The sequence below is a fragment of the Burkholderia torrens genome (assembly GCF_984668525.1).
In genome coordinates, this window is sequence record NZ_OZ480212.1 from 1,722,050 (window position 1) to 1,745,728 (window position 23,679).

22 protein-coding genes are annotated in these 23,679 nt (G+C 68.6%); 9 read left to right on the forward strand and 13 right to left on the reverse strand.

Going from position 1 to position 23,679, the window contains the following annotated elements:
• Positions 1 to 200: 200 nt before the first annotated feature.
• Both AC5LXX_RS24030 and AC5LXX_RS24035 read left to right on the forward strand, forming a co-directional pair.
• On the forward strand, positions 201 to 2,384 hold the full coding sequence (locus AC5LXX_RS24030) for an FUSC family protein (RefSeq protein ID WP_493411226.1): 2,184 nt from the start codon (positions 201 to 203) through the stop codon (positions 2,382 to 2,384).
• A gap of 137 nt (positions 2,385 to 2,521) precedes the next feature.
• Positions 2,522 to 2,734 (forward strand): hypothetical protein, encoded by a 213-nt coding sequence (locus AC5LXX_RS24035; RefSeq protein ID WP_124447740.1) that lies wholly within the window; start codon positions 2,522 to 2,524, stop codon positions 2,732 to 2,734.
• A 138-nt stretch (positions 2,735 to 2,872) separates the two neighbouring features.
• On the opposite strand, the gene AC5LXX_RS24040 is transcribed toward AC5LXX_RS24035, so the two are convergent.
• Together AC5LXX_RS24040 and AC5LXX_RS24045 are read right to left on the reverse strand one after the other, a co-directional pair.
• Complete coding sequence (locus AC5LXX_RS24040) at positions 2,873 to 3,982, reverse strand: DmpA family aminopeptidase (protein WP_493411227.1); 1,110 nt, start codon at positions 3,980 to 3,982, stop codon at positions 2,873 to 2,875.
• A 64-nt stretch (positions 3,983 to 4,046) separates the two neighbouring features.
• Positions 4,047 to 5,453 carry an APC family permease gene (locus AC5LXX_RS24045; protein WP_493411228.1) on the reverse strand — a complete coding sequence of 469 codons (1,407 nt, stop codon included), beginning with the start codon at positions 5,451 to 5,453 and terminating at the stop codon, positions 4,047 to 4,049.
• A gap of 132 nt (positions 5,454 to 5,585) precedes the next feature.
• Here AC5LXX_RS24045 and AC5LXX_RS24050 point away from each other — a divergent pair, with 132 nt between their 5' ends.
• Both AC5LXX_RS24050 and AC5LXX_RS24055 read left to right on the forward strand, forming a co-directional pair.
• Positions 5,586 to 6,386: a helix-turn-helix transcriptional regulator gene (locus AC5LXX_RS24050; protein ID WP_493411229.1), complete on the forward strand. Its 801-nt coding sequence runs from the start codon at positions 5,586 to 5,588 to the stop codon at positions 6,384 to 6,386.
• Positions 6,387 to 6,438: 52 nt separating this feature from the next.
• Positions 6,439 to 6,900 (forward strand): hypothetical protein, encoded by a 462-nt coding sequence (locus AC5LXX_RS24055; protein WP_493411230.1) that lies wholly within the window; start codon positions 6,439 to 6,441, stop codon positions 6,898 to 6,900.
• Between the two features lie 73 nt (positions 6,901 to 6,973).
• Here the strand turns inward: AC5LXX_RS24055 and AC5LXX_RS24060 are convergent, their stop codons facing one another.
• Positions 6,974 to 7,279 (reverse strand): panthothenate synthetase, encoded by a 306-nt coding sequence (locus AC5LXX_RS24060; protein WP_124447749.1) that lies wholly within the window; start codon positions 7,277 to 7,279, stop codon positions 6,974 to 6,976.
• A gap of 187 nt (positions 7,280 to 7,466) precedes the next feature.
• Positions 7,467 to 8,906, reverse strand: a complete 1,440-nt coding sequence (locus AC5LXX_RS24065) for a cytochrome P450 (protein WP_493411231.1) — start codon at positions 8,904 to 8,906, stop codon at positions 7,467 to 7,469.
• Positions 8,907 to 8,993: 87 nt separating this feature from the next.
• Here AC5LXX_RS24065 and AC5LXX_RS24070 point away from each other — a divergent pair, with 87 nt between their 5' ends.
• Positions 8,994 to 9,929: a helix-turn-helix transcriptional regulator gene (locus tag AC5LXX_RS24070; RefSeq protein ID WP_493411232.1), complete on the forward strand. Its 936-nt coding sequence runs from the start codon at positions 8,994 to 8,996 to the stop codon at positions 9,927 to 9,929.
• 349 nt (positions 9,930 to 10,278) lie between these two features.
• The gene (locus AC5LXX_RS24075; RefSeq protein WP_493411233.1) at positions 10,279 to 10,653 is read left to right on the forward strand and encodes a COG4315 family predicted lipoprotein; all 375 of its coding nucleotides are present in this window, start codon (positions 10,279 to 10,281) and stop codon (positions 10,651 to 10,653) included.
• Positions 10,654 to 10,764: 111 nt separating this feature from the next.
• Here AC5LXX_RS24075 and AC5LXX_RS24080 read toward each other — a convergent pair whose 3' ends face one another.
• Positions 10,765 to 12,282: a CoA-acylating methylmalonate-semialdehyde dehydrogenase gene (locus tag AC5LXX_RS24080; protein ID WP_493411234.1), complete on the reverse strand. Its 1,518-nt coding sequence runs from the start codon at positions 12,280 to 12,282 to the stop codon at positions 10,765 to 10,767.
• A 49-nt stretch (positions 12,283 to 12,331) separates the two neighbouring features.
• Complete coding sequence (gene aptA / locus AC5LXX_RS24085) at positions 12,332 to 13,687, reverse strand: omega-aminotransferase AptA (RefSeq protein WP_493411235.1); 1,356 nt, start codon at positions 13,685 to 13,687, stop codon at positions 12,332 to 12,334.
• A gap of 105 nt (positions 13,688 to 13,792) precedes the next feature.
• Here aptA and AC5LXX_RS24090 point away from each other — a divergent pair, with 105 nt between their 5' ends.
• Positions 13,793 to 14,743: a LysR family transcriptional regulator gene (locus AC5LXX_RS24090; RefSeq protein ID WP_493411236.1), complete on the forward strand. Its 951-nt coding sequence runs from the start codon at positions 13,793 to 13,795 to the stop codon at positions 14,741 to 14,743.
• An 18-nt stretch (positions 14,744 to 14,761) separates the two neighbouring features.
• Here AC5LXX_RS24090 and AC5LXX_RS24095 read toward each other — a convergent pair whose 3' ends face one another.
• Genes AC5LXX_RS24095 through AC5LXX_RS24105 form a run of 3 tightly spaced genes read right to left on the reverse strand, consistent with a single transcriptional unit; the run spans position 14,762 to position 16,843 of the window.
• Positions 14,762 to 16,003 (reverse strand): MFS transporter, encoded by a 1,242-nt coding sequence (locus tag AC5LXX_RS24095; RefSeq protein WP_493411237.1) that lies wholly within the window; start codon positions 16,001 to 16,003, stop codon positions 14,762 to 14,764.
• Entirely contained in the window at positions 16,000 to 16,335 is a 336-nt protein-coding gene (locus AC5LXX_RS24100) for a hypothetical protein (RefSeq protein ID WP_493411238.1), read from the reverse strand. Before AC5LXX_RS24100 ends, AC5LXX_RS24095 begins: the two co-directional genes overlap by 4 nt.
• Before the next feature lie 37 nt (positions 16,336 to 16,372).
• Positions 16,373 to 16,843, reverse strand: a complete 471-nt coding sequence (locus AC5LXX_RS24105; RefSeq protein WP_493411239.1) for a MarR family winged helix-turn-helix transcriptional regulator — start codon at positions 16,841 to 16,843, stop codon at positions 16,373 to 16,375.
• Between the two features lie 168 nt (positions 16,844 to 17,011).
• Between AC5LXX_RS24105 and AC5LXX_RS24110 the strand changes: the two genes are divergently transcribed.
• Positions 17,012 to 17,503: a 2,4'-dihydroxyacetophenone dioxygenase family protein gene (locus tag AC5LXX_RS24110; protein WP_493411240.1), complete on the forward strand. Its 492-nt coding sequence runs from the start codon at positions 17,012 to 17,014 to the stop codon at positions 17,501 to 17,503.
• 102 nt (positions 17,504 to 17,605) lie between these two features.
• Here AC5LXX_RS24110 and AC5LXX_RS24115 read toward each other — a convergent pair whose 3' ends face one another.
• Both AC5LXX_RS24115 and AC5LXX_RS24120 read right to left on the reverse strand, forming a co-directional pair.
• The gene (locus tag AC5LXX_RS24115) at positions 17,606 to 18,754 is read right to left on the reverse strand and encodes an epoxide hydrolase family protein (RefSeq protein ID WP_493411241.1); all 1,149 of its coding nucleotides are present in this window, start codon (positions 18,752 to 18,754) and stop codon (positions 17,606 to 17,608) included.
• 76 nt (positions 18,755 to 18,830) lie between these two features.
• The gene (locus AC5LXX_RS24120) at positions 18,831 to 19,790 is read right to left on the reverse strand and encodes a GlxA family transcriptional regulator (protein WP_493411242.1); all 960 of its coding nucleotides are present in this window, start codon (positions 19,788 to 19,790) and stop codon (positions 18,831 to 18,833) included.
• Between the two features lie 136 nt (positions 19,791 to 19,926).
• Between AC5LXX_RS24120 and AC5LXX_RS24125 the strand changes: the two genes are divergently transcribed.
• Positions 19,927 to 20,727, forward strand: a complete 801-nt coding sequence (locus tag AC5LXX_RS24125; protein WP_493411243.1) for an SDR family NAD(P)-dependent oxidoreductase — start codon at positions 19,927 to 19,929, stop codon at positions 20,725 to 20,727.
• Here the strand turns inward: AC5LXX_RS24125 and AC5LXX_RS24130 are convergent.
• Both AC5LXX_RS24130 and AC5LXX_RS24135 read right to left on the reverse strand, forming a co-directional pair.
• The gene (locus AC5LXX_RS24130) at positions 20,724 to 22,082 is read right to left on the reverse strand and encodes an MFS transporter (RefSeq protein ID WP_493411244.1); all 1,359 of its coding nucleotides are present in this window, start codon (positions 22,080 to 22,082) and stop codon (positions 20,724 to 20,726) included. The two genes, AC5LXX_RS24125 and AC5LXX_RS24130, sit on opposite strands and share 4 nt — an antisense overlap.
• An 86-nt stretch (positions 22,083 to 22,168) precedes the next feature.
• On the reverse strand, positions 22,169 to 23,521 hold the full coding sequence (locus AC5LXX_RS24135) for an MFS transporter (protein ID WP_493411245.1): 1,353 nt from the start codon (positions 23,519 to 23,521) through the stop codon (positions 22,169 to 22,171).
• Between the last annotated feature and the right edge of the window lie 158 nt (positions 23,522 to 23,679).

The window sequence follows — 23,679 nt, forward strand, 5'->3', positions numbered from 1 at the left end:
CTGTGAGCAACTTGTAGCGGAACCGCTATTTTCCTCCACGGGATGCGACAGATTGTTACTCCGGCTGCAACTATCGTTTCCCCGCAGCTACGTTAATGCGCGAGCGCCGCACTCCTACAATCGGCGCCTCACCAGTCGAACGGACCCGTTCGGACGTGCCGCGGCACCGTGCCCCGGCCCCGTACGAGCCCCCTCTTTTCATGAAGCCACAACCTGCGATCGCGCGATCTTCCATCGAACCGGACCGATGGAGGCGATGGCTCGATCCGCTCGGCAACGCGGCGCGAGACTGGGCCGTGACCGACGGGCTGATCTGGCTGCATCTCGCGAAAACCGTGCTCGCGGCGCTGCTTGCGATGGGCATCGCGATGCGTCTCGAGATGTCGCAGCCGCGCACCGCGATGACGACCGTGTTCGTGCTGATGCAGCCGCTGTCGGGGATGGTGTTCGCCAAGAGTTTCTATCGCGTGCTCGGCACGGCGGCCGGCCTCGTCGCCGCGCTCGCGCTCGGCGGGCTGTTCGCGCAGCAGCCCGAGCTGTACATGGCCGGCATCACGCTGTGGATCGGCGGCTGCATCGCGCTCGCGGTGCGCAACCGCCATTTCCGCTGGTACGGCTTCGTGCTCGCCGGCTACACGGCCGCGCTGATCGGCCTGCCGGCCGTGATGACGCCGCAGACGCTGTTCCAGTCCGCGCTCACGCGCGCCGCGGAGGTCGCGCTCGGCATCGCATGCTCGGGCGCGGTCAGCGCGCTGATCCTGCCGCTCAGTTCCGCGAAGGCGCTGATGCGCTCGCTGAGCGCGCGCCACGCGACGTTCGCGGCGTTCACCGCCGGTGCACTCGCAGGCAACGTCGCGCGCGGCGATTTCGAGCGGCGCTTCGCCGATTTCGTCGACGACATCGTCGGCTTCGAAGCCAACCGCGCGTTCGCGTCGTTCGAGAATCCGCACATCCGCGCGCGCAGCCGCCGGCTCGCCCGGCTGAACAGCGAGTTCATGAACGCATGCACGCGGCTGCATGCGCTGCACCAGCTCGTCAAACGCCTGCGCGCGAACCATTCGGATGCAGTGCTCGATGCGCTCGCGCCGCATGTCGACGCGCTCGCGCTACGGTTCGCGGCGCTGCGCGACGAGCGGCCGCGCGGCATCACGCCGGCCACCGGCGCGCTGCTCGAACTGCGCCGTTTCCACGGCGCGCTGCCCAAGGCGGCCCGTGCGTCGCGGCGCACCGTCGAAGCGCATGCGGCCGGCGGCCTGCTCGACTTCGACACCGCGATCGAACTGCTGTACCGCTTCGTCGGCGAATACCTCGGCTACGCCGATACGTACGCGTCGCTCGACCAGGACGATCACGCGTTCGAGCGTTCCGTCACGCATTACGCGGTGAAGACCAATTCGTTCTTCGTCGGCTTCGCGTTCCTGCGCACCGTCGTCGCCGTCGGCGCGATGAGCGCGTTCTGGATCGCGTCGGAATGGCCGAGCGGATCGCTCGCCGTGATCGCCACCGCGATCGCGTGCGCACTCAGCTCGACGTCGCCGCGCGCGCCGAAGTTCGTCGCGCAGATGAGCGTCGGCGCGGCGTTCGCGACCGCCGTCGGCTACGTGTTCCTGTGCTACGTGTATCCGAACATCGACGGCTTCCCGCTGCTGTGCGCGACACTCGCGCCGGTACTCGGCCTCGGTGCCTTCCTGGCAATGCGTCCCGGCCTGTCCGGCTACGGGATCGGCTTCGCGGTGTTCTTCTGCCTGCTCGCGGGCCCCGACAACGCGATCGCCTATACGCCCGAGGTGCTGATCAACAACGGGCTGGCGATCGTCGTCGCGATGCTCGCGTGCTCGCTCGTGTTCGCGGTCGTGTTTCCCACCCACATGCCGTGGCTCACCGGCCGCATCGCGCACGACCTGCGCCGCCAGGTCACGCTCGCGTGCGAAGGCGCGCCGGACGGCCTCGCACAGCGCTTCCAGTCGAGTACCCACGACCTGATGGCGCAACTGCGCACGCTGCTCGTGCGGCGGACACGGCAGCACCGCGACGCCATGCGCTGGATGCTGTCGACGCTCGAGGTCGGCCATGCGGTGATCGACCTGCGCGACGAGCTGCATGTGTTCAGTGCCTCGAAGCCGCCGCAGACGCTGCGCTGGACCGCGTCGATCGATGCGGTGCTGCACGAGCTGCCGCGCTTCTTCGACGATCCGACGCCGGGCCATCACGCACGCACGCTGAAATCGGTGAATCTCGCGATCCGCTCGGCGCAGCACACGCTGCAGGCATGGTACGCGGTGCCCGATGCGCGCAGAAGCATGCAGCGGATCGTCGGCTGCCTGCACTTCATGCGCAGCGCGCTGCTCGACAAGGACGCGCCGTTCAACCGGCACCGCCATTGACGATCGATGCGGGCGCAACGGGATCCTTGTGCCGGATGGAAATAAGCTCTACAGCCGCGGTGATTAATCTTTAAGCAGTGCGAGCCTATAGTTTCCTCACTGCCAGCGCGACTGGCACTCACCCAGGAGAAACCAAAATGAAGCCGCTGCACCTCGCCCTCGTTGCCCTGTCGCTCACCGCTGCCGTCGCTCACGCGCAGCCGGCACCGGCAGACGCTGCATCGCAACAGGCGAACCGCGCCGAAGCCGTCAAGGCCGCGGGCCGTGTCGATCGTTCGCAATCGAAGCAGGAAGACCCGAACGCCTGTGTCGGCCCGGTCAGCTTCTGCAACATCTACTTCGGCAGCTGAGCATGACGCCGCGACGTCACGGCCGGGCCCGCATCGCCCGCACGGCATGCAGCGCATGCACGGGCGGACGGCGGTCCGGCCGATCGCCGCATCGCCGCCCCCTCTCACGCCGCTTCGATTGAAGCGGCGCTTGCCGTTTCAGGCGCCGCGCCCCGGCCGCCAGCCCACTTCGCGCAACGCATCCAGCAGGCGCGCCTGCCCGAGCCCTTCGACCCGCGCACCGCGCGACTCGACGTTGCCACCCGCGACCAGCGCATTCACGATCGCTTCCTCCACCGCTTCCGCCGCCGCGACGAACAGCGCGGAGATATGGTCGTTGTTGACCATCTTCAGATCGGTGGTCGGCGCGCCCTTGCTGCCGTAGTTCGCCGCCGGCAGGCCGTCGTTGCCCGTTGCAAACGCCAGGAAGATGTCGCCGCTCGAATCCTCGGTGCCGCCGCCGACGCGTGCGAGCCCGACGCTCGCACGCTGCGCGAGGCGCGTGCATTGATGCGGCAGGAGCGGTGCATCGGTCGCGATCGTCACGACGATCGAGCCCATGCCCGGCTCGCCTCCGGCTTCCTGTTCGCGGAACGGCGAATGCACGTGCCGCAATACTTCGCCCACCGGGTAGCCGGCAACACGCAGCATCTCGCGCACACCGTAGTTCGCCTGGACGAGCGCGCCGACGGTCCAGCCGCCCGCATCGGCCGCGAGCACGCGCGACGCGGTGCCGATGCCGCCCTTGAACTCGTGGCAGATCATCCCCGTGCCGCCGCCGACGCCGCCTTCCGCCACCGGCCCCGACTGCGCGGCCGCCAGCGCGCGCTGCACGTGCGCGGCGCTCACATGCTGCCCCCAGATGTCGTTCAGCAGCCCGTCGTAGGTTTCCATCACGACCGGCATGCACCAGTACACGCGGCCGGCCGCCGCTTCGCGCTCGTTCGCGACGAGCGCGTCGCGCACCGCGCCGACGCTGTGGGTGTTCGTGCAGGCGATCGGCGTCGTCAGCAGGCCGGCCTCGCGAATCCATTCGAGGCCCGTCGCGTCGCCGTTGCCGTTCAGCACGTGCACGCCCGCGAAGCACGGCGAATCGAGCGCGGTGCCCGCGCGCGGCTCGATGACGGTCACGCCGGTGCGGATCGACGCGTCGCCGTTCTCGACGGTCAGCGTGCAATGTCCGACCCGCACGCCCGCTACGTCCGTGATCGCGTTGAAGCGGCCCGGCGTACCGAGTCCGATGCGGATGCCGAGATCCCTCGTGCGCATGATGCAATTCCTCCAGTCTTTCAGTGGTTCGGTATGTCGATGTCGCCAGTTGCCAATCCTGCGCTCAAAGCGCGCGGAACGCTTCGCTGTGGCGCGCCCACACCCCGTACATCACGAGTGCGGCGACCAGCAGCCCCGCGATGATGATCAGGTCGGTCGACTTCGTCGCCGTCGCCAGCGTCGTGTAGAGCGTATAGGCGGCACCCGACACCGCGACGAGCGGCGTCACGGGCCACAGCGGCATCCGGTAATGATGCTCGACGTCGCGACGCACGAACCGGCTCGCGAGCGCGGCGAGCCCGACGACGAGGTAGATCAGCAGCAGCAGGTCGACCGTGAACGCGGTCAGCTCGTCGAGGCTCGACACGAACACGAGCCCCGCCGACGGCACCGCCAGCGCGATCGTCGCGAGCCACGGCGATTCGAGGCGTGGATGAATCGTCGAGAACGCGCGGTTGCAGGTGCGCGACCAGAGCGCGTGCCGGCCGCTGCTGTACAGCAGGCGGCCCATCGTGATCACGATCGCGATGATCGCGTTGAACACCGACAGGAAGATCCCGCCGCTGACCACGCGCGACACGGCCGGGTTGCTCAGCGAGCGCACCACATAGCCGATCGGGTCGGCACTCTTCGTCAGTTCCGTCAGCGACGGCGCGCCGAGCACGATCGCCGTGAGCGGCACCAGTTCGACGACGAGGATCACGAGCAACGAATAGATCACCGCCTTCGCGACGTTGCGGTTGCCGCCGCGCAGGTCCTCCGCGAGATACGCGGCCGAGCCGAAGCCGTTGTAGCAGAAGATCGCGGTGCCGATCGCCGGCACGATGGCTGCGAGCGTCGCCGGCACGAGCGCGTTGCCGCTCGCGACGACCGGGGCGATCAGCACGTCGGCGCCGCGATGCGGCGAACCGAAGCCGAGCCCCGCGATCAGCATCAGCACGCCGATCTCGACGACCAGGAACGCGCCGGTGATCCACGCGTTCGTCTTGATGTTCAGCATGCCGAGCAGATAGCTGAGCAGCACGATCGTCAGCGCGACCGACTGGTTGCTGAAGTGCGTGCCGAGCGCGTTGTTCAGGTAGGGCGCGGCGCCGCTCGCGAGCACGGCCGGGATGAACACGCTGACGGAGAGCACCGTGATGAAGGTCAGGTAGCCCGGCAGCGTGCCGAACACGCGCTTGGCCATCACGTACTCGCCGCCCGCGCTGCGGTGCGCGGCGCTGAGTTCCGCGTAGCAGAGCGCGAACGCAAGCGCGAGTACGCCGCCGAGCACGAACGACAGCACGGCACCGCTGCCCGCCTGCTGGATCGCGAACGGCGCGATCACGAAGATCGAACTCGCCGGCGTCACGCCCGATACGGTGATCATCACCGCATCGCGGACGCTGAGCGTCTGCGACAGCGCGCGCGGCGCGTCCTCCGTTGCAGGCGCCGCTTGCAGGCTGCCCGTCGATTCCGACATCATCGCCATTTCGTGCTCCTTGGTTCCTTTGCCGCCTTTTTTTGAACACCCATACTCGGGCCCGATTGATTGCGTGGCAGTCTAGGAAGCCAATTTCAGGACCGCTATTCCCCCTTCGTGTTACGCCCTTCCGGTGGTGGTATGGATCGTCTCTTTTCCGAAATCGCGATGCACCAGGCGCTCGGCCGCGCAATCGACCATCTCGGCGAGCCGCGCTTCTGGCGGTTCCTGGTGCTGCTGCTCAATGAAATGGTGCCGTTCGACAACGCGCTCGCGACCGCGGTCGGCCGCGACGGCGTGCCGCTCGTGCTCGACGAATACGATACGGGCGGCACCGACAGCGCATCGCCCGTGCCGCTCTACCTGAATGGCGTCTATCTGCTCGACCCGTTCCTGCAGGCCGCGCACGACGGTCTCGCCGACGGCTGCTACCGGCTCGAGGAAGTCGCGCCGGACCTGTTCCGGCAGAGCGAGTATTTCCTCAGCTACTTCCGCGATGCAGTCGGCGACGATGAGATCCAGATCCTCGTGCGGCCCAACGCCGACACGCTGCTGTCGCTGTCGCTCGGTGCGGCCGCACGCTTCGACGTCGAGCCGCTCGGCAAGCTGACGGCCGCGATGCCGTGGGTGCTCGCGGCAATGCGGCAGCACTGGCGGCTGGTGGGCGATGCCGCGCGCGCGACGCCCGATGCCGATCTCGGCGCGCGCGTCGAACAGGCGCTCGCACGCTTCGGCGCGGGCGTGCTGACCGACCGGGAGATGTCGATCGCAAGAATGGTGCTGCGCGGCAATTCGTCGAAGGCGATCGCCGAACGGCTGGCGATCTCGCCCGAAACGGTGAAGGTGCATCGGCGCCATCTGTACGCGAAGCTCGGGATTTCTTCGCAGCCCGAGCTGTTTTCGCGGTTCATCCAGGCGCTGGGGGAAGATGCGGCCGGCTGAGCGCATCGGTCAGGACGGGTGGCAACGGGCGCGGAATCGGGCACTATCCGTCATGCGTGTGATCACCCGATGTAGCGAACGCGGATGTTTCATCGACAACAAGACTCTCCGGAAACAGGAATCCCGACGCATGTCACTCATTCCGCTCATAGGAATCGGCTGGCTGTTTCTGTGCGCGATCAGCGCCGCATCGATCGTGCTCGTGCCGCCCGTGGTGCTGGTCGCGTGCCTGGTGGGCAAGGACGTCTGGTCGATCCTGACGCGCGGCCGGCTGCAGTTCGCGTTCCTGGCCTACCTGGGCTCGGCGCCGGTGCCGGCGGTCTTCACGTTCCTGCTGGAAGCCGGCGCCACGGCCGGAAACGCAGGCGGTGTGGCATCCGACAGCCTGACCGCATGGAACGAGCGGTGCCTTTTCGTGTTCCTGGGCGCGGCGGCCTTGTGCGGCCTGCTGTTGCTGTTGCGACCGAAAAACCGGCAAGCGGCAAACGTCGAGCCGTCGCAGCCTGCGCGATAGTGGCCAGCGAAACGCCGCGCCATGCCGCCCGCCCGGCTTCCGGGCAGGGGGCACGGTCTTGCGCGGCCTCCTACTACTTCCACTTCGCGCCGAGTTGCGCGAGCCCGGCGTTCCGGAGATCGTCCGGCAGCATCACCACGCGGAACTCGCAGTCCGCATTCAGCATCAGGAACCACGGCTCGGCGAGCGCCGGGATCTGCGACGGGTCATCCATGTCGACGATCACGACCGCCCCGCGCCCGCCGTTCTGCTCCGTGAAATACACGGCCTCCGGCTTGACCGCTTCGAGTATTCGCGAGATCACGTCGCCGACGCTGCCGTCGCGCACCAGCGTGTTGAACGGCTCGTGAGGGATTCGTATGTTGAGAAGCATGCGCATGACCATCCTCCTTGGGCTCCGCCCGGCCTGGGCCCTTCAAGCATAGGTGTTGTGCGATGCCGCGTCGGTGGCGCCGCATGCCGTTCCAGGTACGCATTCAATTGCCGACGATTCGATTGCGCGGCATCGCACGAACGGCCATCGCTCGCGCGATGCAGGCCAGGTCGAATCGAACGCTCATGCCCCCTCATGAAGCGGCCGCATCGGTCGTCAGCCCCGTCGGCGCGATCGCCAGATGCAACGCCTGCTGCGGCCGCAGCGTCACGTTCAACACGGGTCGCGGCGGCGCCATTCCGGGCGGCACCGACAGGACGTACCGCTGCAGGACCATTGCGGCCACAACCGTCATCTCCGTCATCGCCAGATGCTGCCCGAGGCACACGCGCGGGCCCGTGCCGAACGGCATGTACGCGCCGCGCGGCAGCGGCGGCGCATCGTCGGCGAAGCGCTCCGGACGAAACGCGTCGGGTTCCGGAAACCACCGCGGATCGCGCTGCATCAACTGCAGCGGCAGCATGAACAGCGTGCGCGCAGGAAACTGCCATCCGCCGAGCGCGATCGGCCGCGCGGCGCGGCGGCTGATCAGGATCGGCGCGGACGGATACAGCCGCAGCGTTTCGTCGAGCGTCTGCGTCAGGTAGCGCAACGACGGTCGCGTCTCGGCGGACGGCGCGCGACCGCCCAGCACGCGGGACACCTCGTCGCGCGCGGCGGCTTGCACGTCCGGATTCGTGGCCATGCACCATGCCCACCAGGTCAGCGCCCCGGCCGTCGTCTCGTGCCCGGCCAGGAACGCCGTCACGCATTCGTCGTGAACGGCCTGCAGCGGCCATTTCCGCGCATCCGCCCGATGCAGCCGCAACAGGCGCGACAGCAGATCGTCGGGCCACGTATGCTCGGGCCGGTCGAGGCGCGCATGGAGTTGCCGGCCGACCAGCCCGTCCAGCACCGCCATCGCCTGCACCTTGCCGCGCTTCCACGGCACCCAGTCAGGCGTGCTCGCCGGCACGTAGAACGCCGCGTTGGCCGCCGCGCTCACCACGCGCACCGCCTCCTCGGCCGCGCGCGCATCGCCGCCGATCGTTTCTGAGAACATCGTGCGCATGATCTCGTCCATGGCCAACGACGTCAGCGCGCTTTCGATCGGCCAGTCCGGATCGCGTGCGGGCCACTGCGCGAGTGCCTGGCCGGCCGTCGCCGCGATCGCCGGAACGAACGCCTGAACCGGCTTCGGCATGAAGTTCGGTTGCAGCGCATGCCGCTTGTCGCGCCACGCGTCGCCCTCGGCGACCAGCACGCTGTGGCCGTGGACCTGCGCGAATACGCGAATCGCGCGCTCCCAGCGCCCGAGCGCATCGTGATGCGTGACCAGCAGCTCGCGCACGAGCGCCGGATCGGTCACGACCACTGCGTGCTCGGGCCATACACGCAAGTGCACGACGTCGCCGTACGCGCGCCGCCAGCCGGCCAGCGTGCCGATCAGGTCGCGCGACATCGCGCGCAGCAGCCCCCACCCCGTCAGGCCGGCACGCGGCCCCGGCGGCCATACGCCGGGCGGGTGAAGCACGGGCGCCGGCGCAGCGGTGCCCGCATGGAATGGACATTGGGAAGAGGATCGCGAGTTCATGTGCCGGATTGTCCGCAGCGCCGAGCCAGCGGTCTTGAACGCAAACGACATCGACACGCGTGAGGCCGATGCCTATACTCCGGCGTCATGTTCTCCGGACCGACATCGATCCTGCCGTCCTGCCCCGATCCGCTTGCGCGCGCTCCGCGTGTGGCGAACGGCGGGCGGTCGCCGCATGCGCGGCTGCATCCCGCACCGGCCGCGCTGCAGGGCGCGGTGGTCGCGATCGTCCTGTACGACACGCGCGGCGTCGCGGCGAGCGACGCGCAGCGGCTCTCGCACTTTCCGGCCACGCCGCTCGTCTGCGTGTCGTGGTACCGGGATCTCGACGCGGGCTTCATCGCACACACGGCCGACGGCCCGCAATGGCGCCCCTTCGGTGCCGCGGCGACGCTGTCGGGCAGCCATTCGGCGCCCACCGTCGCGTGGGCGCCGACGGGCGGACTGATCGGCATGCTCTGTTTCACCGCCGATGCGGCGCGGACCCTGTTCGGTATCGCGCTGCCGGACATCCACGACCGCGTGCTCGACGCGCACGCGTGTCTCGGCCGCGACTGGCACCCGCTGCTCGACGCGCTGATCGGCGCGGATCGCGACGCCGACGTGCTGGCGGCGATCGATCGACATCTCGCGCCTCGCTGGCAGGCGCTTCGGCCGGCGACACCGCTGTCGTCGCTCCGCGACGCGGGGCGCAGCTGGGTCGAGCGCCTCGCGCTGCAGGCGCGCGAATGGCGCGGCACGCACAGCCCGCGTCAGGTCGAACGGCGCATCAAGAGCTACAGCGGCCGATCGCTGCGCGAATGGCAGGCGCTCGTCAGGACGGAAGGCGCGTTCTTCGCGGCGCGCGACCGGTTCGAAGCCGGCACCGCGTTCAACTGGGCCACGCTGGCGCTGGACGAAGGGTTCTCCGACCAGGCGCACCTGAGTCGCGAGGTCAAGCGCATCACGGGATTTTCGCCGAGCGAGTTCACGCAACGCTTCATCGAAGACGAGTCGTTCTGGATGTATCGGCTGTGGGTGTGACATTCGTCGGCCGGATTCCGGCGTATCGTCCCGCCCGTCGTCGCGCAAGACGCTGACGCATCGGCGCACATCCGCGTTCGGGGACGGACGCGAATATCCGCTCCGCTCGGCGGCGATCACCCTGCCGTTGTGTGACGAATACACTTCGGCCGATACGCCCCCCGTTCTTCTCGCAGCCCTGCTCAAAACCGCCTATCGTGAAGAAGACGCCCCGTTTGCCGCCATTCGACCTTGTGTCGCTCGCACGGGCGGCGACGGCATCGCGTTCCGGCACCATTCATCGCGATCCCTGCGCACGCTCGCCCGTGCACACGATCGCGGCCGCCCACCGGACAACCAGGAGGCACACATGAAAGCCGCGCTGCTCGTCAGCTCCGCCCTGCTCGCCATTGCGTCCGCTTCGGCCTCGGCCCAAGGCTCGATCACGAAAGTCGAAAACGGCGCGCTCGTCGCCGCAAACGGCATGACCGTCTACACATTCGACCAGGACAAGCCCAACGCCGGCACCAGCGCCTGCACGGGCCAATGCGAATCCTTCTGGCCGCCCTACAAGGCCAGCGCGACCGACGTCCCGGTCGGCCCCTACACGATCGTCAAGCGCGACGACGGCAGCCCGCAATGGGCGTACAAGGGCAAGCCGCTCTACTTCTTCTCGAAGGACATGAAACAGGGCGACCGCAACGGCGACAACTTCAAGAACATGTGGCACGTGGTGGCGCCGTAAGCGTTCCGCTGCCTTCCGTCCCATCCGTGCAGACATGAAAAAGCCCGCCCCGATCGACGATCGGAGCGGGCCTTCGCACGTCCTGCCGGCTGTACGCAGCCGGCTTGTGCGTCAGCGGCTCGACGGGAAGCTGAACACCGTCCCTTCGCGCACGCCGGCCGACGGCCAGCGCTGCGTGATCGTCTTGCGCTTCGTGTAGAAACGCACGGCGTCCGGGCCGTACGCGTGCAGGTCGCCGAACAGCGAACGCTTCCAGCCGCCGAACGAGTGGTACGCGACCGGCACCGGCAGCGGCACGTTGATGCCGACCATGCCGATCTGGATGTTGTCGCCGAAGTAGCGTGCGGCCTCGCCGTCGCGCGTGAACAGGCACGTGCCGTTGCCGTATTCGTGCGCGTCGATCAGCGCCATCGCCTCGTCGAGCGACTTCAGGCGGATCACGCCGAGCACGGGCCCGAAGATTTCATGCTGGTAGATCGGCATGCCCGGCTTCACGTTGTCGAACAGGCACGGGCCGAGGTAGTAGCCGCCGTCGTGGTCGTCGACCTTCACGCCGCGGCCGTCGACGACGAGCGTCGCACCGGCTTGCACGCCGGCTTCGACGAAACCCGTCACCTTCTCGAAATGCTGCTGCGTGACGAGCGGGCCCATGTCGACACCCGCACCGTTGCCCGGGCCGACCTTCATCTTCTCGATCTCGGCCTTCAGCCCGGCGACGACCTGGTCGCCCGTTTCGTCGCCGATCGCGACGACCAGCGGAATCGCCATGCAGCGCTCGCCGCACGAGCCGTACGCGGCGCCCATCAGCGCATTCACCGCGTTGGGGATATCGGCGTCAGGCATCACGACCGCGAAGTTCTTCGCGCCGCCGAGCGCCTGCACGCGCTTGCCGTGCGCGCAGCCGGTCGAATAGATGTATTCGGCGATCGGCGTCGAGCCGACGAAGCTCACGGCCTTCACGCGCGGATCGGTCAGGATCGTGTCGACCGCCTCCTTGTCGCCGTTCACGACGTTCAGCACGCCCGGCGGCAAGCCGGCTTCGAGCGCGAGCTCGGCCATGCGCAGCGTCGACGACGGCGTGCGCTCGGACGGCTTCAGCACGAACGTGTTGCCGCACGCGACGGCCATCGGCCACATCCACAGCGGCACCATCACCGGGAAGTTGAACGGCGTGATGCCGGAGACGACGCCGAGCGCCTGGAACTCGCTCCACGAATCGATCGAGGGGCCGACGTTCTTGCTGTGCTCGCCCTTCAGCAGCTCGGGCACGTAGGTCGCGTATTCGACGTTCTCGATCCCGCGCTGCAGCTCGCCCATCGCATCGGCGAGCACCTTGCCGTGCTCGGCCGTGATCAGCGCGCACAGCTCGTCGGCATGCTCTTCGAGCAACGTCTTGAAGCGGCTCATCACGCGGGCGCGCTTCAGCGGCGGCGTGTTGCGCCACGCCGGGAACGCGGCCTGCGCGGACGCGATCGCGGCTTCGACGGTCAGCTTGTCGGCAAGCGCGACGCTCTTGTTCGATTCGCCGGTGGCCGGGTCGAACACCGGCTGGACGCGGCTGCCGCCGTCGACACGCTTGCCGTCGATCAGGTGGCCGATGGTGGAAGTCACATTGCTGTCGTGTTTCATCGTTGAGGCTCTTTCGTGAATTCGGTTATCGCTCAGGGCAAGCCGCGGCTCAGTCCACTTCGTTGAGCGCGTCGGACAGCGCGTTGACGAGATTGTCGATCTCGCGCTTCTCGGCGATGAACGGCGGCGCGAGCTGGATCGTGTCGCCGCCGTAGCGCACGTAGAAGCCCTTCGCCCAGCAGCGCATCGCGATCTCGTACGGACGCCGTGCCGGTTCGCCCGGCAGCGCCGCGATCGTCAGGCCGGCCGCCAGCCCGTAGTTGCGGATGTCCGCGATGTGGCGCTGGCCCTTCAGCCCGTGCACGGCCGCCTCGAAATGCGGCGCGAGATCGCGCACGCGGGCCACCGCGTCTTCCTTCACCAGCAGGTCGAGCGCCGCGACGCCGGCCGCGCACGCGACCGGGTGCGCCGAATACGTGTAGCCGTGCGGGAACTCGAGCATGTACTCGGGGCCGCCCGCGGCCATGAACGTGTCGTAGATCTCCTTGGTCGCGATCACGCCGCCGAGCGGCTGCGTGCCGTTCGTCACCTGCTTCGCGAAGTTCATGATGTCCGGCACCACGCCGAACGCGTCGGCGCCCGTCATCGCGCCGGCCCGGCCGAAGCCCGTGATGACCTCGTCGAAGATCAGCAGGATGTCGTGCGCGGTACAGATGTCGCGCAGGCGCTTCAGATAGCCCTTCGGCGGCACGACCACGCCCGCCGAACCGGAGAACGGCTCGACGATCACGGCCGCGATGTTCGACGCGTCGTGCAGCGCGATCAGCTCGAGCAGGCGGTCGGCCAGCTCGGCGCCATGCTCGGGCATCCCGCGCGAGAACTTGTTCTCGGCGAGTTGCGTGTGCGGCAGGAAATCGGCATCGAGGCCCTGGCCGAACAGCTTGCGGTTCGGCCCGATCCCGCCGACCGAGATGCCGCCGAAGTTCACGCCGTGGTAGCCCTTCTCGCGGCCGATCAGGCGCGTCTTCGTGCCCTTGCCCTTCGCACGCCAGTACGCGCGGGCCAGCTTCAGCGACGTGTCGGCCGCTTCCGAGCCCGAGCCCGTGAAGAACACGTAGTCGAGGCCGGCCGGCGTCAGTTCCTTGATCTTGTTGGCCAGTTCGAACGATTTCGGATGGCCGAACTGGAAGGCCGGCGCGTAATCGAGCTGCGCGATCTGGCGGCTCACGGCTTCGACGATTTCCGTGCGGCCGTGGCCGAGGCCCGTGCACCAGAGGCCCGACAGGCCGTCGAAGATCTTGCGGCCTTCGCCATCCGTGTAATACGCGCCCTTGCCCGACACGATCATGCGCGGATCGGCCTTGAACTGGCGGTTGGCCGTGAACGGCATCCAGTGCGCGTCGAGCCACGCGGCGTCGGTGCGCAGGTTCGTGTCGTCCTGCTGGGCGGTGGTGATGTCGGTCATGTCGGTCGGCGCGGCGCGCCCCTCCTTCTTGTGATGATGTTGCACATTGTCGGGACGCCAATTAGTCTTTTGAATATCGCAATATCAATGTTCACTTGCTCAACTATGCAAGCAAAGAAACCGAAGAGCCGTGCGCTGCTCGGGCAGCTCAGCGACATGGATCTCCGTCTGCTGCGGGTCTTCAAGGGCGTCGTGCAGTGCGGCGGGATGGCGGCCGCCGAACTGGAACTGAATATCGGCATCTCGACGATCAGCCGGCACGTGAAGGATCTGGAAACACGCCTCGGCCTCGTGCTGTGCCGGCGCGGCCGCGCGGGCTTCACGCTGACGCCGGAAGGCCAGACGGTCTATGAGGAGACGCTGCGCCTGCTCGCGTCGATGGAAGCATTTCGCAGCAGGATCGACGGCATTCACGACAAGATGGGCGGTGAACTGCACGTCGCCGTGTTCGACAAGACGGCCACCAACCCGAACGCGCGCCTGGGCGATGCGATCCGCCAGTTCGCGGACGAGGCGCCCGACGTCGCGCTGAACCTGCATGTCGCCTCGATCAACGAGGTCGAGCGCGGGATCATCGACGGCAGCTACCAGGTCGGGATCATTCCCGCACACCGCAACTCGGGCAGCCTCGAGTATGCGGAGCTGTTCGACGAACGGATGCTGCTCTACTGCGGCCGGCAGCATCCGCTCTTCGATGCGCCGCACGGCAAGCTCACCTGGACGACGATCCGCAACCACGCGTTCGCGGGGCTCGGCTTCCATTCGCCGAACATGGAGCTGAGCCATCGCGCGAAGCTCACGCGCAGCGCGACCGCGTCGGACCAGGAATCGATCGCGACGCTGATCCTGTCCGGCCGCTATCTCGGTTTTCTGCCCGATCACTATGCGGAAAGCTTCGAGAACAAGGGGCTGATGCAGCCGGTCGCGCCGCACCGGTTCAATTACCGGTGCCGGTTCGTGAGCCTGCTGCGGCGCTCGCCGCGACCGTCGCGGGCCGCGCTGCTGTTCCAGTCGTGCCTGGAAGCCGCGCATGCGGCGGCCCGGCCGACGGCATAGCGCGGGCTTCGAGGTCCGTCAGGCGCCGTCGTCGCCGGTGCGCGGCTGCGCGCGCTGGCGCGCGACGAAACGGGTCGCGACGAGTGCCGCGGCAAAGCCGGACGCCGCGCCGACGCCGAGCGCCCAGCGCGGGCCGAGATGGTTAGCGACCCAGCCGGCCACCGGCGCGCCGATCGGCGTGCCGCCGAGCGCGACCGCGAGGCGCAGCGCCATCACGCGGCCGCGCATCGCCGGCTCGGTGGACAGTTGCATCAGGCTGTTGGTGGAGTTCATGAAGGTGATCGCGGCGATCCCGGTCAGCACCAGCGCGGCGGCGAACGACCAGTAGCCGGGCGCCAGCGCGGCGAACGTGCAGCCGAGCCCGAACAGCGTCGCACCGATCCACAGATGACGGAACCGCGGCTGCTCGCGGCGCGCGGCGAGCAGCGCGCCCGAGATCGTGCCGACCGCCATCATCGACGAAAGAAACCCGAACCCGCGCGCATCGACATGGAACACGCTGGCGGCCATCGTCGAAATGTACAGCTGGAAATTGAGCCCGAACGTGCCGATCAGGAACAGCATCACGAGGATCGCCGTCAGGTCCGGGCGGTGCCATACATAGCGGAACCCGTCGAGCAGGCTGCCGCGCGAGCGGCCTGCCCGCACGTTCGCGCGCAGTTCGTCTTCCCGAAGCTGCGACAGCGACGCCAGCACCGCGAAGAAGCTGAGCCCGTTCGCGAGAAACGCCCAGCCGGTGCCGACCGACGCGATCAGGAAGCCCGCCGCCGCCGGGCCGACCATCCGCGCGGCGTTGAACGACGTCGAGTTGAGCGCGACCGCGTTCGCGAGTTCGCGATCGCCGACCAGTTCGGCGACGAAGGTCTGCCGCACCGGCGCGTCGAACGCCGACGCGCAGCCGAACAGGAACGCGAACACGTACACATGCTCGAGCCGCACGGCGCCCGTGACCGTCATCACGCCGAGCACCAGCGCCAGCACGCCCATCAGCGCCTGCGTGGCCATCAGCAGCTTGCGCTGGTCGAAACGGTCGGCCGCGTAGCCGGTCCACGGCAACAGCAGCAGTTGCGGCCCGAACTGCAGCGCCATCACCGTGCCGACGGCCGACGCGTCGTGATGCGTGAGCTGCGTGAGGACGAGCCAGTCCTGCGCGGTGCGCTGGATCCACGTGCCGATGTTCGACACCAGCGAGCCGATCGCCCACACGCGATAGTTGAAACTGCGAAGCGAGCGGAACACGCCCGCTGCCGGCACGCTCATGGCCGCTTCCGATCGGGCGCGTTGCCGCCGTGCAGTTCGCCGAAGTGCCGCGCGACGAACAGGCCGAGCACCAGGATGCCGAGACCGAGCGCCACCGCGTCGGCCGCGATCTTCAGGTCGAAATCGCCGACGCGGCACACGAGCGCATAAGCGATCGCGAGGTTCACGACACCCCACACGACATTCACCGTGGACGACGACAGCCCACGGCCCGGCGGCTTCGCGAACGGCGTCTGGAACGGCTCGCCGCGCAACCCGCTGGCGAGATGCGGCACGGCGTTCGCGAGAAACGCGCCGCCGAAGAAGTACGACACGAGAGGCAGGAGGTTCATGGGCGGGTTGTCCTTTCGGCGTGCGGGTCGGTGAGGTTCACGGGCGGGCGGGATCCTGGAATTCGGCAAGCCGCTGCAGCAGTTTCACGGCGGCGGCGAGCTCGGCCCGTTCCGCCTCCGACAGCTGCGCGTGCAGCGCACGGAACAGCCAGTCGTCCTTGGCCGCGCGATTGGCCTGCAGCACCTTGCGGAAACCGGGCGTGAGCGCGATCAGCGTCTGCCGGCCGTCGGTCGGATCGGGCGCGCCGCTGACGGCGCCGAGCGCCTCCAGCGTCGCGACCGTCACGCGCATCGACTGCGGACGCACGCTTTCGGCGCGTGCAAGTGCCGATACGGTCGCCGGGCCGTCGCGATCGAGCCGCAACAGCACCGACTTCTGCGACGAAGTGAGGTCGTTCGGATGGGTCTGCTCCCGCATGCGCCGTATCAGCTTGCCGACCGAGATACGGAGTTCGCCGGCGAGACCGGCGAGCGGGAGCGCGTCGGAGGGGGACGATGGCGTGTTCATGAAGCCACGATAGCATATCAACAGTTTAACTGTACAGTTTGACTGTATATTTCGAGCTGTAAGGATCGGGCGTTCAGACACGCCAGCGTCGATGAGTACAGCCGTGTTCGGCCCCGCGACCGGCCTCTGCGATAATGCGGGCTCCCCATTTCCGCTCCGCCTCCCGCCATGACGCAGCCGTCCGCCCCGCTCTCCACCGACCTGCCGCCGATCTCGTGCCTGCCCGGCGACGCGCTGCCGTGGCTGCCGATGAGCGCCGACCTGCCGGGGCTCGCGATCAAGTATCTGCACATCAATGCGGCCGAGGACACGCTGACCGCGCTGCTGAAGATGCCGGCCGGCGGCACGCTGCCGCGCCATCGGCACGACGGCGAGGTGTTCGTCCACACGCTGCAGGGTGCGTGGCGCTACCTGGAGTACGACTGGGTCGCGCACGCCGGCTCGACGGTGCTCGAGCCGGCCGGCTCGGCGCATACGCCGGAGACGCTCGGCGCGCCGGGCGAGGATGTCATCACGCTGAACGTGATGCGCGGCGATCTCGTGCTGCTCGACGACGACGGCCGCGAGACCGCGCGCGAGAATTGCCGCGTCGCGCTGCTGCGCCAGCGCAAGCATGCGCGTACCGCGCCGGACGCCGCCGCGCCGTTCGTCACGCGGTAACGCAGGCGACGTCGGCTCGCCGTGGTCCGCGTGGTGCGGGCGCGCGCCGTCGCCCTGATGGCCGGCCGTGCACGTCGGCCGCTGCGCAGGCCGACCCGCGCGTTACCGAAAGCGCCGGAAAAAACGCCGAATGTCGTCCGCCAGCCGATCCGGCTCTTCCATCGCCGCGAAATGGCCGCCGGCCGGCATGTCGGTCCATTGCACGACGTCGAACACGCGTTCGACCCAGCTGCGCGGCGGGCGGCCGATTTCCTTCGGAAAACGCGCGAACGCGACGGGCACCGCCACGCGTTGGCCGGCCGCGAAACGCATGGGCTGCAGCCGGTTTTCCCAATACATCTGCATGGACGAGCCGATGCAGCCGGTGAACCAGTAGAGCGAGATGCCGGTCAGCAGCGTGTCGTGCGAAAACCGCCGTGCGACGTCGCCGTCGCAATCGCTCCACGCGCGGAATTTCTCGGCGATCCATGCGGCCAGCCCGGCCGGCGAATCGTTGAGCGCGACGGCCAGCGTCTGCGGTTTCGTCATGTGCATATGCGCGTAGCCGCCTTCCAGCGCGGCCCACTCGCCGCGCTGCGTCACGAAGGCCCGTTCGTCCTCGGTCAGCGGCAACGCCGCGTCGGCCGGAGGCTCGTAGCTGCCGGGCAGGAAGTTCAGGTGGATGCCGTCCAGCCGGTCCGCATGTCGCGCGCCGAGCGCGATCGACACGCCTGCGCCGAGATCGCCGCCTTGCGCGCCGAAGCGTCGATAGCCGAGGCCGGACATCAGCGCCGCCCAGCGGTCGGCGACCTGAAACGCCGACATGCCGGGTGCCGCGGGCGCGGGCGAGAACAGGAAGCCGGGCAGCGACGGCACGACGACGTCGAACGCGTCGTCAGGATCGCCGCCGAACGCCGCCGGATCGCAGAGACGCTCGATCAGCGCGTCGAATTCGAACACGGAGCCCGGCCAGCCGTGCGTGATGACGAGCGGATAAGGGTTCGGTCCCGCCCCGCGCCGATGGATGAAATGCACGCGCTGGCCGCCCGCATCCGCGACGAACTGCGGCAGCCGGTTCAGCCGACGCTCCACCGCCCGCCAGTCGAAGCGCTCGGCCCAGTATTCGGCCAGGTCGCGCAGCCACGCGCCGTCCACGCCCTGCTGCCACGGCTCGGCGGGCGTCAGCGTCGGCGGGCGGCTGCCGCGCAGGCGCCGGCGCAGGTCATCCAGTGCGTGATCGGATATCGCAATCTCGAACGGCTCGGCGTGCATGGTGTCTCCTCGCGACGAATGCCGGAGATTCTGCGCGATTTTGCCGCCCCGCGCTGGCGCCGCGCGCCGGCAGGCGTCAGCCCGTTTCGCGTTCGTCCGCCCGCGCGTCGCGCCGCATCGCCTGCGGCGGCACGCCGAATCCGCGCACGAACGCCTCGCGCATGTGCCGCCGGTCGCGAAAGCCGTTCTCCTTCGCGATCACGTCGAGCGGATGACGGCTCTGCTCGATCATCAGCCGCGCGGATTCGAGCCGCAGCCGCTCGATCGCCTTCGCCGGCGACTGCCCCGTTTCGAGCGTGAACACGCGGCTGAACTGGCGCGGGCTCAGGTGGACGGCTTCGGCGAGGTCCTCGACGGTCAGCGCGCGGCCGAGGTTCTGCCGCGCATAGTTCAGCGCGTTCTGGATCCGGTCGGATTTCGGTGCGAGGTCGAGCATTTCGGAATGCTGCGACTGGCCGCCGGCCCGGCGCTGGTGCATCACGAGCTTGTGCGCGACCGAGCGCGCGGCATCGGCGCCCAGGTCCTTTTCCACCATCGCGAGCGCCAGGTCGAGCCCCGCCGTCATGCCGGCCGAGGTCCAGATCGGACCGTCGACGATGTAGATACGGTCTTCCTCGACGCGAATCTCCGGGTGCTGCCGCTGCATGTCGCGGCCGAACGCCCAATGCGTGGTCGCGCGGCGCTGCGCGAGCAGTCCGGCCTCGGCCAGCACGAACGCACCCGTGCAGATACCGGCGATCCGCCGCGCACGCGCATTCGCACGCCGCAGATAGGCGACGACGCCGGCCGGCGCCGGCGTGGCGAGCGGATCGTTGACGCCCGCGACGACCCACGTATCGACGTCGATCCGCCCGCGCAGCGCACGCGTGGCGACCGACAGCCCGAGCGACGAGCGCACGTCGCCGCCGTCGACCGAATAGCTGTCCATCGCGTAGAACGGCTCGCGCATGCCCATGTTCGCGTACTCGAACACCGACTGCGCGGCGAGCGCCATGATCTGGAAGCCGTCGCTGATCAGAAAGCCGATTCGGTGCATGGGGAGTCTCCGGTCCCGGGCGCGGTGGTCGGCCCGATGTCCTGAATCATACCCATCTACGTCATTTGTGTCGCGGCGCTTCGGCGCCAGAATGGCTTCACGCCATCCGGCCATTCTCACCGAAACGGAGCACATCATGACGCAAGCACATCGCGGTACCGCCCTCATTACCGGCGCATCGTCGGGCATCGGCGCCGTCTACGCGGACCGCCTCGCGCGGCGCGGCTACGACCTGATCCTGGTCGCGCGCAGCCGCGACCGGCTGAGCGCACTCGCCGAGCGCATCACGAACGACACGCAGCGCAGCGTCGAGATCGTCGACGCGGACCTCAACGACCGCACGGCGCTCGCCGCCGTCGAGGCGAAGCTGAAGCAGGACGCGAGCATCACGCTGCTCGTGAACAACGCGGGCATCGGCACGCATGCGCCGCTGCTCGACAGCGACGTCGACGCGATGACGCGGATGATCGACCTGAACGTGACCGCGCTCACGCGCCTGACCTACGCGGCGGTGCCGGGCTTCGTCGCGCGCGGCGGCGGCGCCGTGATCAACATTTCGTCGATCGTCGCGATCTCGCCGGAAACGCTGAACGGCGTGTACGGCGGCAGCAAGGCGTTCGTGCTCGCGTTCAGCCAGTCGCTGCATCACGAGCTCGCCGGCAAGGGCGTGCAGGTGCAGGCCGTGCTGCCGGGCGCAACCGCGACCGATTTCTGGCAGACGGGCGGCCTGCCGCTCGAACACCTGCCGAAGGAAATCGTGATGACGGCGACGGACATGGTCGATGCCGCGCTGATCGGCTTCGATCGCGGCGAACTCGTGACGATCCCGTCGCTGCACGCAGGCCACGAATGGGATGCCTACGAGACGGCACGCCGCACGATGGCGCCGCACCTGTCGGCCGATACGCCGGCGCCGCGCTACACCGTGGCGCGCTAGTTGCCGGCGGCGCCCGCGCCGCGCGGTGCGGCGCGCACGCCCAGCAGCATCGCAACCGCGCACGCGGCCAGCAGCGCGGCGATCATCCACATCGCCGGATCCATGCTGCCGGTTCGCGTGCGGATCAACCCGACGAGCCAGGGTGTGATCATCCCGCTCGACACGCCGATGCTGCTGATCAGCGCGATCCCGCCCGCCGCGCCGGCGCCCGAGAAATACGCGGACGGCACGGCCCAGAACACCGGATGCGCGGCGAAGATCAGCATCGCCGCGATCGACAGCAGCGCCATCATCGCGATGATGCTCGGCAGGTGCAGCGTCAGCAGCGCGAGCGCCACCGCGCCGCCGAACGCGCACGCGGCGAAATGCCGGCGCCGTTCGCGCTGGCGGTCCGAGCGTCGCGCGATCGCGATCAGGCCGGCCGCGCCGATCGCGTTCGGCACGACCGACAGCAGGCTGATCTGCACGACGTCGTGGATGCCGAATTCGCGGATCATCAGCGGCATCCAGAACAGCAGCATCAGCAGCGCGGTGGTCAGCGAGAAATAGATGAACGCGAACAGGTACGTGCGCGGTTCGGCCAGTACCTGGCGCAGCGAATGCGGCGCCTGCGTGCCCGTACCGGCGCGGTCGGCGGCCAGATCGGCCGCGAGCTGCCGTCGATCGGCGTCGGACAGCCAGCGCGCGTGCTCGGGACGATCGCACAGTCGGAACCACGCGATCACGCCAAGCAGGATCGCGGGCGCGCCTTCGATCGCGAACATCCATTGCCAGCCATGCAGCCCCATCACGCCGGACATTCCGCGCATGATCCAGCCCGACAGCAGCCCGCCGACCATCCCCGCCACCGCGACGCCCGCGTAGAAGATCGACAGCACCGACGCGCGCCGCCGAGCCGGATACCAGTACGTCAGGTAGAACACCACGCCCGGGAAGAACCCGGCCTCGAACACGCCGAGCAGGAAGCGCAGCACGTAGAAGTGCCGCGCGCTGTCGACGCTGATCATCGCGACCGACACCGCGCCCCACAGGAACATGATCCGCGCGAACGTGCGGCGCGCGCCGAAGCGGCGCAGCAGCGCGTTGCTCGGCACTTCGAACAGCACGTAGCCGACGAAGAACAGCACCGCGCCGAGGCTGTACATCGCGTCGGTCAGGCCGAGATCCTGGCGCATCTGCAGCTGCGCGAAGCCGATGTTGCTGCGGTCGAGGATCGACACGATGTAGCAGATGAACAGGAACGGCACGATCCTCCGGCCGATGCGGCGGTACAGCGCGTCGCCGCCGGTCGCGTCCGTCGAACCGGCCCCGGGCGCGACGGCCGGTGCGGCGTGTGCTTGAAGCGGAGCTGACATCGATCGTCTCCTCGATGGATTCTTGTGCGGGGCCGACACGAAGCGCCGGTCGCCGCGCCCGCGGGCAGCGACCGGCCGGTGCGCGCTCAGCCGCGCTGCGCGGCCTCGCCCTTCACGCCGAGCATCAGCGCGGCGCCGCTGGCCACCAGCAGCGCGGCCAGCAGGTACACGGCGAGATCCATGCTGCCCGTGCGCGTGCGGATCATCCCGATCACCCACGGGCTGACGATGCCGCTCGTGATCCCGATGCTGCTGATCAGCGCGATCCCGGCCGCGGCCGCGTTGCCCGACAGGTAGCGGGTCGGCACGGCCCAGAAGATCGGCAGCGCGGCGAAGATCAGCGTCGCCGCGATCGACAGGCACGCGAGCATCGCCGCGAAGCTGTGCAGGTGCAGCGTCAGCGCCGCGAGCGCGAGCCCGCCGCCGATCGTGCAGCACGCGAAGTGCTTGCGGCGCTCGCCGGTGCGGTCCGAGCGGCGCGCGATCAGGACCAGCCCGAGCGCGCCGACCGCGTTCGGCACGACCGTGTACAGGCTCACCGCGACGACGTCGGTCACGCCGAAGTCGCGGATCATCAGCGGCATCCAGAAGTTGAGCGTCAGCGACGCGCAGGTCAGCGAGAAATAGATGAACGCGAACAGGTACACGCGCGGGTTCGCCAGTGCGGCCAGCACGCTGCGCCCGTCGTGCGCGCTGCCGTGCCCGCGGCCTTCGGCGCACAGCGCGGCGACCCGCGCCTTTTCATCGGACGTGAGCCACGCGGCGTCCTGCGGCCGGTCGACGAGGAACGTGAAGGCGGCAAACGCGAGCAGGATCGCCGGCGCGCCTTCGATCGCGAACATCCATTGCCAGCCGTGCAGCCCCATCACGCCGCTCATGTCGCGCATGATCCAGCCCGACAGCAGGCCGCCGAGCACGCCGGCCACCGCGACGCCCGCGAAGAACACCGAGATCGCCGCCGCGCGCCGGTTCGCGGGGAACCAGTAGGTCAGGTACAGCACGATGCCGGGGAAGAAGCCGGCCTCGAACACGCCGAGCAGGAAGCGCAGCACGTAGAAATGCGACGGCTGCGACACGAACATCATCCCGGTCGACGCGATGCCCCACAGCAGCATGATCCGCGTGAACGTGCGGCGCGCGCCGAACCGCGCGAGCAGCATGTTGCTCGGCACTTCGCAAAACACGTAGCCGACGTAGAACACCGCGGCGCCGAGGCCGTACATCGCATCGCTGAAGCCGAGGTCGTGCTTCATCTGCAACTGCGCGAAGCCGATGTTGATGCGGTCGAGAAACGACACGACGTAGCAGAGGAACAGGAACGGGACGATCCGCCACGCGATCTTGCGGAACAGCTGCGCGTCGCTGAGTTCGGATACGGAAGCCGGCGCCGAGGCACGCACGTGCGCGTGCGGCGCTTCGGCGGGAAGCGATTGGGACATGTCTCTCTCCAAACGGGCCGCGCGTATCGAGCGCGCGGCAGTCTCCGAGGGCGTGCATGCGCCCTGCTTTCTTGTGAGACCGGATACGGCTGCCGGCACCGCGGCGCACTGCCGCCGCGGATGCCGGAGCCCTCAGGAAAACGGCGAAGCGTTCAGAT